A 7,716-nucleotide genomic window follows, 5' to 3' on the forward strand; every position below is an offset into this window, starting at 1 on the left:
AGATATCCCAGGCTACCGCTTCGTAGAAACTAAGAAACTTCCAAATGGAGATACAGAGCACGTTTATGAGAAAGTTAAGACATCATTCAAGGATAAAGATGGAAATGAAATTCCAAACTATCCAACAGAAGACGGTGAACAACCTAAGAAAGATATCCCAGGCTACCGCTTCGTAGAGACTAAGAAACTTCCAAATGGCGACACAGTTCATGTTTATGAAAAAATCATTCCTTCTGTGAAACCAGAACCTGCGAAACCATCAAAACCAGCTCCAGCTAAACCAGCTAAGGAATTGCCTAATACTGGTACAGAAGATCACTCAAGCCTAGCAGCTCTTGGACTTCTTGGAGTATTGAGCGGATTTGGTCTTGTGGCACGCAAGAAAAAAGAAGACTAATGTTTTAATCATTAAAGATTAAACAAAGGAATTCAATTTCATAAATGAAAACCCAACTAATCAAACGATTAGTTGGGTTTTTTATGTGGATTATCTATTTTTCCAGGCTTGGTAACGGGTATCAATTAATAATTGGGTGAGGCGTCCCATGGTTTCCCTTTCTTCTGGAGTGAGGGATTGAGCTTGGATAAAGAGATGATGAATGTGTTCAAGCGCCTTTAAGGAAGACAGGTCATTGATGGAGCTAATCCCAGCATCTAGAATGGTGCCAAAGAAGAGGTCGAAGTAGATCTGGAGTTCCTCATCAGGGACTGTGGCCACCCATTCCTTGAAGGTTGTGTCGACTTGTTGACTATCACTGTTGATTTTATCCAGTTGGACGAAGTGTTTGTCCTCAATCTGCCAACTAAAGATATCGTGTTGGGCGATACCACCTAAGGCAGTACTGTGTACGATGATTTGGTGGTTAGGGATTTCCATCATCATACCGATAATGGACCCTTGTGGGATAAAGACCTTGGTTCTATCCATTATCCTTTGATAGCCCTCGGTTTGTGTCAGTTCTTTATGGAGACCAGGCGCATCAAAGGTATAAACTGCTGTGATTTGATCCTGCAAACTTTGCTCAATTTGGCTAGCAGCATAGATGGCTAAATTTCCTCCCTTGGAATGCCCAGCCAGAATAACCTTTTGCTTAGGATGGCGGGCAAAAAAGTTCTTTAAATAGCGGAGAGCGTGCTTTTGAGCAGGAATTTCCTTCATATAGGTCAGGTGGAAATCTTCCTTCCAGCCAATGATACTGTCATCTGTCCCACGAAAGACAATCAGATAGGTATCGAGAGTGAGGCGGTAGGTCATAGCCGCAAATTGCTTCTGCAGTTCAGGGTCGATGTCGTTGATAAAATGGGAGAGTTTGCAATTTTTGAAGCGTTTGTGTTGAGCTAGCTCATCTAATAGCTGGAGGCGATTTTTGCTGGTCAACATGTTAGATTCTCTTGGAACCTGAGGAGCCAGGTCTAAAAGTCGCTGAGGACTTGTGGAGACCAGATTATCAAAGGAGAGGTAGGTGATTTCTGTTAAGGCTAGAATATCTAATTCATTCAAAGGAAGGTCGTAAAAGGAATCGTGTGCGACATCTTTCAGATAATCAAAAATATTGGCCATAAGAGCTCCTTTCTTTTTATTTATCTTATCAAATTTCCCTCAAATTAGCTAGTAGGGTTGCCTGTTTGTACTGGTTAAAAACAAGCTCTTTCAAATTCAGTTTCAGGCCTTCTAGCATGGAAAAATCTGTTATAATAATAGAAAAGGAGGAGCGCATGCATAAGATTTTACTAGTAGAAGATGATCAGGTTATTCGGCAACAGGTCGGCAAAATGCTCTCTGAATGGGGATTTGAAGTGGTCTTGGTAGAAGACTTTATGGAAGTTTTGAGTCTTTTTGTCCAGTCGGAACCTCATTTGGTCCTCATGGATATTGGACTACCCTTGTTTAATGGCTATCACTGGTGTCAGGAAATCCGCAAGATTTCCAAGGTGCCTATCATGTTTCTGTCTTCCAGAGACCAGGCTATGGATATTGTCATGGCAATCAATATGGGGGCGGATGACTTTGTGACCAAGCCTTTTGACCAGCAGGTTCTTTTAGCCAAGGTTCAGGGCTTGTTGCGTCGTTCCTATGAGTTTGGGCGTGACGAGAGTTTACTGGAATATGCTGGTGTTATCCTCAATACCAAATCCATGGATTTACATTATCAAGGGCAAGTCTTGAATTTGACCAAGAACGAATTCCAGATTTTACGAGTTTTGTTTGAGCATGCAGGCAATATCGTAGCGCGTGATGACCTGATGCGGGAACTTTGGAACAGTGACTTTTTTATTGATGATAATACGCTCTCTGTCAATGTGGCTCGATTGCGTAAAAAGTTGGAAGAGCAGGGGTTGGTAGGATTTATCGAGACCAAGAAAGGGATAGGGTACGGACTGAAGCATGCTTGATTGGAAACAATTTTTTCTAGCCTATCTGCGTTCCCGTAGTCGTCTGTTTGTCTATCTGATTTCTTTGACGTTTCTGCTCTTACTCTTTCAGTTTTTATTTGCCAGTTTGGGAATTTACTTTCTCTACTTTTTCCTGCTGTGTTGCTTTGTAACCATTTTATTTTTCGCTTGGGACATATTGGTAGAAATGCAGGTATATCGTCAGGAAATTCTCTATGGGGAGAGGGAAGCTCAGTCTCCTTTGGAAAGAGTTTTAGCAGAAAAATTAGAAGCGCGTGAGATGGAACTTTATCAGCAGAGATCAGATTCAGAAAGAAAACTGACGGATTTACTGGATTACTATACCTTGTGGGTCCATCAGATTAAGACCCCCATTGCAGCCAGTCAATTCTTAGTTGCAGAAGTAGCCGACCGCCAACTGAAGCAGCAATTAGAACAGGAAATTTTCAAGATTGATTCCTATACCAATCTAGTTTTACAGTACCTGCGTTTAGAAAGTTTCCATGATGATTTGGTCTTGAAGCAGGTGCAAATTGAGGACTTGGTCAAGGAAATAATTCGTAAATATGCTCTTTTCTTTATTCAAAAAGGCCTAAATGTCAACCTATATGACCTTGATAAAGAAATTGTGACGGATAAGAAGTGGTTACTAGTGGTCATTGAACAAATTATCTCAAATAGTCTCAAGTACACCAAGGAAGGTGGTCTGGAGATTTATATGGAAGGCCAGGAACTCTGTATCAAGGATACGGGAATCGGGATAAAAAACAGTGATGTCCTCCGAGTCTTTGAACGTGGCTTCTCAGGATATAATGGACGCCTAACTCAGCAGTCATCTGGACTTGGCCTCTATCTATCTAAGAAAATTTCTGAAGAACTAGGTCACCAGATTCGTATTGAGTCTGAGGTTGGAACAGGAACGACAGTAAGAATTAAGTTTTCAGATATGAATCTGATAATTGAGTGAGCATGATAGATAAGAGCCCAGGATAAGACAACTGGGCTTTTTTATCTTTAACTGTGTATCCTAGTAAATTATTTTATCTACTATAAACAAATCTCTGAGGGATGTGAAGACCACGAACGAAAAGGTAGATCTAGATAAAAAGCAGATTAAGCAAACCAATAATAAGCAAATCTTAACAGTTTGCTTCCTTCCTGTAATTTTTGCATTTCTCCATTGGCCTTTGCTTATCATATGCTTAGTTTGCTTCTAGAGGTCATTGAAGTAGTCGATGATACCATGAGGTTGACGATAACTTTCTCTATCTGTTCAATTGATAGATTTCTTCAGAGAAAGAATATAAAATTTTTGATATAATGTTAAGGATGGACTGACGGATATTTAAAGGATAATTTTCAAAAGAATAACAGGTGAGAAGAAAAATATGTAAGATTGGACAGAAGTCTCTCTACCATCATCCATGCAGAAACAAAATTATACGAAATAAAAGGAGTAACCAATGACTGGAAACTATTCAACACGTGAATACCGTGAGAAATTATATGATGATCTTCATGTTCGATTAAGAGATACAGTGATTTTGATGTGTGCGATTTTTATTGCCTCTATTGGCCTAAATATGAATTCAACAGCTGTCATTATTGGAGCCATGCTGATTTCCCCTCTTATGACACCGATTGTTGGACTGGGGTTTGGTTTAGCTATTTTTGATACGCGTTTAATCAAGCAATCTCTAGAGGTTTTATTTACCCAAGTATTGGTCAGCTTGCTTGTCTCGGCTCTGTATTTCTGGATTTCTCCCCTATCTTATGAAAGTAGCGAATTGATTGCACGAACCTCTCCAACCATTTGGGATGTTCTCATTGCTATTGCTGGTGGGATAGCAGGCGTAATTGGTTCAAGGAAAAAAGAAGCAAACAATATCGTGCCAGGAGTAGCCATTGCAACAGCTCTGATGCCACCTATCTGTACTGCAGGATATGGTTTAGCTAATGGAAATGTACGATTTTTATTTGGAGCTCTTTATCTTTTCTTGATCAACTGTGTCTTTATCATGCTAATCAACATTGTTGGAACAAGATTTTTGATGAGAAAATCTCCCTTAAGTTCATTTAATGAGCTAAACATTAAAATGAGAATTGGATTGATATCCTTGATTGTATTATTGGTCCTTCCAGCCAGCTATTCAGCAGTCACTCTGACGATGGATCAAGCTCGAAAAGAAGGGATCAAACAGTTTGTAGAAAATGAGTTCGCCAATCATACGGTCATTAATCAAGTCTACAAGTCAAGGGACAATGAATTAGTCTTGACGGTTGTTGGAGATCCGATTTCAGAAGAAGAATTAGAAACACTCCACCAAAAACAAGCCTCTTACGGTATTCAATCTGTTCAATTGAAAGTGAATCAAGTTCAGAACTCGCCAACATTAGATAGTGAAGCGACCAAGGAATTTTATGAAAACATTGACAAGTATATTGATCAAAAACTCTCTGAAAAAGATTCACAAAACGATCTCGTAAAAGAAAATGAAGCAGACAAGGATTGAGGACAATGAACTGAATCGGTTTTTACGCCGTGTTTTTCTTGTATCTTCCTCTTTCTTACTTATAGCAGGTTGTTTTTGCTTGAATAAGAAATAAATTAGAAGTTCTATCATCTAAGAAAAATGATGAAAAAAATCATTTAACTAATGGTGTGAACGTTTAGTGTTTATCAGCTCCATTCTCTGTAATTTTGGGGGTAAAATCCACACCATTTAGATAAAATTAGTTGAATTTGATTGGAAAAACGCTTTTATAAAAGCGGAGAAAAGTCTTGATATTACGCTGTTTTTAGTCCAACTGAAATTCATACTTTCCAAACCAGGCTTGAAAAAAGCTCGTAAAGCATCACAATTTAGTAAACGTTAAAACTTATTTAAACTTATTGAAAGCATTTCGTATCAAAAATACGGGATGCTTTTTCTGTTCACCCCAAATTTTTGTAACTAGGTGATACTTGAAATTAATACAAATTTGGTTGTTTTTGATAAATCTAAGCAACACTAAATGATGAAGTGAAAGGGGATGAATCTTTGATAGTATTCATTTATTGTGAAATATGATATACTTATTAATTAGATGGATGAATACTTCTAGAGTTAAATATAGCATAATAGGGACAGACTTTTTGGTTTATTTTTGTTTGTAGTCGGATTATGAAAGAATATCCAATATTATGCGATAAGATAGAATGTTACAAAAAAGAAAGGGGATGCAATCCGATGAAGAAAGACAGATTAATTGTATTGACAGATGCTGTTCTAGCAATTATTATGACCATCTTGATTTTAGAGTTAGAAAAACCAACAACACCAAGTCTTGAAGCTTTTTGGGATTTACGGCAAAATTTCTTTGCTTGTTTTCTTTCCTTTTTCTGGTTGGGATCGTTATGGATGGCACTAAACACATTATGGGAAAAGGTTGAGAAAATTTCCTCAGAAATTATTTGGTGGAATTTGTTTCTACTCTTGGAGCGGCAGGAGTTCTCTTTGGAGAATTTCATGCCATCCAAGATACCAGTCTGAATGATGTGGTGGACCGGATCTATATAAATGTCAAGGATTTACCGTTTCAGTCCTTGGGAGCTTTAGCTAATATCCTGTCTGATATTAAGAAGGGACTGATTCAAGACAGTCATATCTGGTCTTTCTTCCAGTCATTTTTCAAACAATATCAGTTGATAATCAGCTTAAATCAGATCTATCAGTTTGTCTATCTTTCTCTGATGGAGATCATGTCCTATCTTCACTTTGATTATTGGAAAAAAACGGCTCGGTCAGGAGCTAGTATGAATAAGGAGAACAAATGAAACGTTTAAAAATGTTATGGCATATTATGCAGGTTACGGGTTTTACTCGGTTTGCTCTGAGTTTTGTGACCTTTGTTTTTGGGTCAGGAGGCGTGCTTTTCCTAGTTGAACCTGCTATCACAAATTACGGAGACGGTCTTTGGTATGCTTTTGTGACTTCGACGACTGTCGGCTACGGGGATCTCCTAGCTGTGACCTTGATTGGAAGGATTACCAGTGTCTTCTTGACGATTTATGGGCTCATATTTTTTGGCTGTTTATCAGCTGTTATTTTTAATTATTATACCAATTTAAATAAGGAAAGAGGAGAGGACAAATGACTGCCAATTATTCAACACGGGAATACCGTGAGAAATTATACGATGACCTTCATGTTCGATTGAGAGATACAGCGATTTTGATGTGTGCAATTTTTATTGCCTCTATCGGACTAAATATGAATTCAACAGCTGTCATTATAGGAGCCATGTTGATTTCACCTCTCATGACACCGATTGTTGGACTGGGATTCGGTTTAGCTATTTTTGATACGCGTTTAATCAAGCAATCTCTAGAGGTTTTATTGACTCAAGTGTTGGTCAGTTTGCTTGTCTCGACTCTGTATTTCTGGATTTCTCCCTTGTCTTATGCAAGTAGCGAGTTGATTGCACGAACCTCTCCAACCATTTGGGATGTCCTCATTGCTATTGCTGGTGGGATTGCTGGTGTGATCGGTTCAAGGAAAAAAGAAGCAAACAATATCGTGCCAGGAGTAGCCATTGCTACAGCTCTGATGCCGCCTATCTGTACTGCTGGCTATGGTTTAGCTAATGGGAATGTACGATTTTTATTGGGGGCTCTCTATCTTTTCTTGATCAACTGTGTCTTTATCATGCTAATCAACATTGTTGGAACAAGAATTATGATGAGAAAATCTCCCTTAAGTTCATTTAAAGAGCTAAACATTAAAATGAGAATTGGGTTGATATCCTTGATTGTATTATTGATTCTTCCGGCTAGTTATTCAGCAGTCACTCTGACGATAGATCAAGCGCGAAAAGAAGGAATCAAGCAGTTTGTAGGAAAAGAGTTCGCCAATCACACGGTCATTAATCAAGTCTACAAATCAAGAAACAATGAGTTGGTCTTGACGGTTGTTGGAGATCCGATTTCAGAAGAAGAATTAGAAACGCTCCACCAAAAACAAGCCTCTTACGGTATTCAATCTGTTCAATTGAAAGTCAATCAAGTTCATAATTCGACAAAATTAGACAGTGATTCGACCAAGGAATTTTATGAAACCATTAACAAGTATATCGATCAAAAACTCTCTGAAAAGGATTCACAAAAAGATCTCGTAAAAGAAAATGAAGCAGACAAGGATTGAGGATACTGACTTTATCTAACTCATGAAAGTAAATCTTGTGTGGTGGTTTGGTCAATCACTACTAGCTCGGATTAAATAATACTCTTCGAAAATCAAATTCAAACCACGTCAGCGTCGCCTTACCGTACTCAAGTACAGC

General features: G+C 38.4%; 9 protein-coding genes and 1 pseudogene. 9 read left to right on the forward strand and 1 reads right to left on the reverse strand.

Going from position 1 to position 7,716, the window contains the following annotated elements; all coding sequences use genetic code 11:
- A partial coding sequence (locus ADH52_RS03120) for an LPXTG cell wall anchor domain-containing protein (protein WP_065427133.1) occupies positions 1 to 397 on the forward strand: 397 nt, incomplete at its 5' end.
- 90 nt (positions 398 to 487) lie between these two features.
- Here ADH52_RS03120 and ADH52_RS03125 read toward each other — a convergent pair.
- On the reverse strand, positions 488 to 1,561 hold the full coding sequence (locus ADH52_RS03125) for a DUF2974 domain-containing protein (protein ID WP_049487324.1): 1,074 nt from the start codon (positions 1,559 to 1,561) through the stop codon (positions 488 to 490).
- A 155-nt stretch (positions 1,562 to 1,716) separates the two neighbouring features.
- On the opposite strand from ADH52_RS03125, the gene ADH52_RS03130 reads away from it, so the two are divergent.
- The 8 genes and pseudogenes from ADH52_RS03130 to ADH52_RS03155 all read left to right on the forward strand — a co-directional run bounded on the left by ADH52_RS03130 (position 1,717) and on the right by ADH52_RS03155 (position 7,577).
- The gene (locus ADH52_RS03130) at positions 1,717 to 2,394 is read left to right on the forward strand and encodes a response regulator transcription factor (protein ID WP_000548991.1); all 678 of its coding nucleotides are present in this window, start codon (positions 1,717 to 1,719) and stop codon (positions 2,392 to 2,394) included.
- Positions 2,387 to 3,361: a sensor histidine kinase gene (locus ADH52_RS03135; RefSeq protein WP_049510038.1), complete on the forward strand. Its 975-nt coding sequence runs from the start codon at positions 2,387 to 2,389 to the stop codon at positions 3,359 to 3,361. The genes ADH52_RS03130 and ADH52_RS03135 overlap by 8 nt, the downstream gene beginning before the upstream one ends.
- A 75-nt stretch (positions 3,362 to 3,436) precedes the next feature.
- A pseudogene (locus ADH52_RS11475) lies at positions 3,437 to 3,673 on the forward strand (ABC transporter permease); the annotation flags it as partial.
- A gap of 184 nt (positions 3,674 to 3,857) precedes the next feature.
- Positions 3,858 to 4,907, forward strand: a complete 1,050-nt coding sequence (locus tag ADH52_RS03140) for a DUF389 domain-containing protein (protein WP_049510040.1) — start codon at positions 3,858 to 3,860, stop codon at positions 4,905 to 4,907.
- Between the two features lie 717 nt (positions 4,908 to 5,624).
- The gene (locus ADH52_RS10880) at positions 5,625 to 5,927 is read left to right on the forward strand and encodes a TMEM175 family protein (RefSeq protein ID WP_004240734.1); all 303 of its coding nucleotides are present in this window, start codon (positions 5,625 to 5,627) and stop codon (positions 5,925 to 5,927) included.
- Positions 5,852 to 6,211: a hypothetical protein gene (locus ADH52_RS03145; protein WP_000397555.1), complete on the forward strand. Its 360-nt coding sequence runs from the start codon at positions 5,852 to 5,854 to the stop codon at positions 6,209 to 6,211. Before ADH52_RS10880 ends, ADH52_RS03145 begins: the two co-directional genes overlap by 76 nt.
- Positions 6,208 to 6,531 carry a potassium channel family protein gene (locus ADH52_RS03150; RefSeq protein WP_000825751.1) on the forward strand — a complete coding sequence of 108 codons (324 nt, stop codon included), beginning with the start codon at positions 6,208 to 6,210 and terminating at the stop codon, positions 6,529 to 6,531. Before ADH52_RS03145 ends, ADH52_RS03150 begins: the two co-directional genes overlap by 4 nt.
- A complete protein-coding gene (locus ADH52_RS03155) occupies positions 6,528 to 7,577 on the forward strand; it encodes a DUF389 domain-containing protein (RefSeq protein WP_049510043.1) in 1,050 nt (349 codons plus the stop codon). Before ADH52_RS03150 ends, ADH52_RS03155 begins: the two co-directional genes overlap by 4 nt.
- The last annotated feature ends 139 nt before the right edge of the window (positions 7,578 to 7,716 follow it).

This window comes from Streptococcus pseudopneumoniae (assembly GCF_001072665.1).
In the GTDB taxonomy this organism is placed as follows: Bacteria; Bacillota; Bacilli; order Lactobacillales; family Streptococcaceae; genus Streptococcus; species Streptococcus pseudopneumoniae_S.

Excerpts from the sequence above, each read along its gene's own strand:
- ADH52_RS03125 (WP_049487324.1), bottom strand. The coding sequence starts at position 1,561 with ATGGCCAATATTTTTGATTATCTGAAAGATGTCGCACACGATTCCTTT.
- ADH52_RS03130 (WP_000548991.1), top strand. The coding sequence starts at position 1,717 with ATGCATAAGATTTTACTAGTAGAAGATGATCAGGTTATTCGGCAACAG.
- ADH52_RS03135 (WP_049510038.1), top strand. The coding sequence starts at position 2,387 with ATGCTTGATTGGAAACAATTTTTTCTAGCCTATCTGCGTTCCCGTAGT.
- ADH52_RS03140 (WP_049510040.1), top strand. The coding sequence starts at position 3,858 with ATGACTGGAAACTATTCAACACGTGAATACCGTGAGAAATTATATGAT.
- ADH52_RS10880 (WP_004240734.1), top strand. The coding sequence starts at position 5,625 with ATGAAGAAAGACAGATTAATTGTATTGACAGATGCTGTTCTAGCAATT.
- ADH52_RS03150 (WP_000825751.1), top strand. The coding sequence starts at position 6,208 with ATGAAACGTTTAAAAATGTTATGGCATATTATGCAGGTTACGGGTTTT.
- ADH52_RS03155 (WP_049510043.1), top strand. The coding sequence starts at position 6,528 with ATGACTGCCAATTATTCAACACGGGAATACCGTGAGAAATTATACGAT.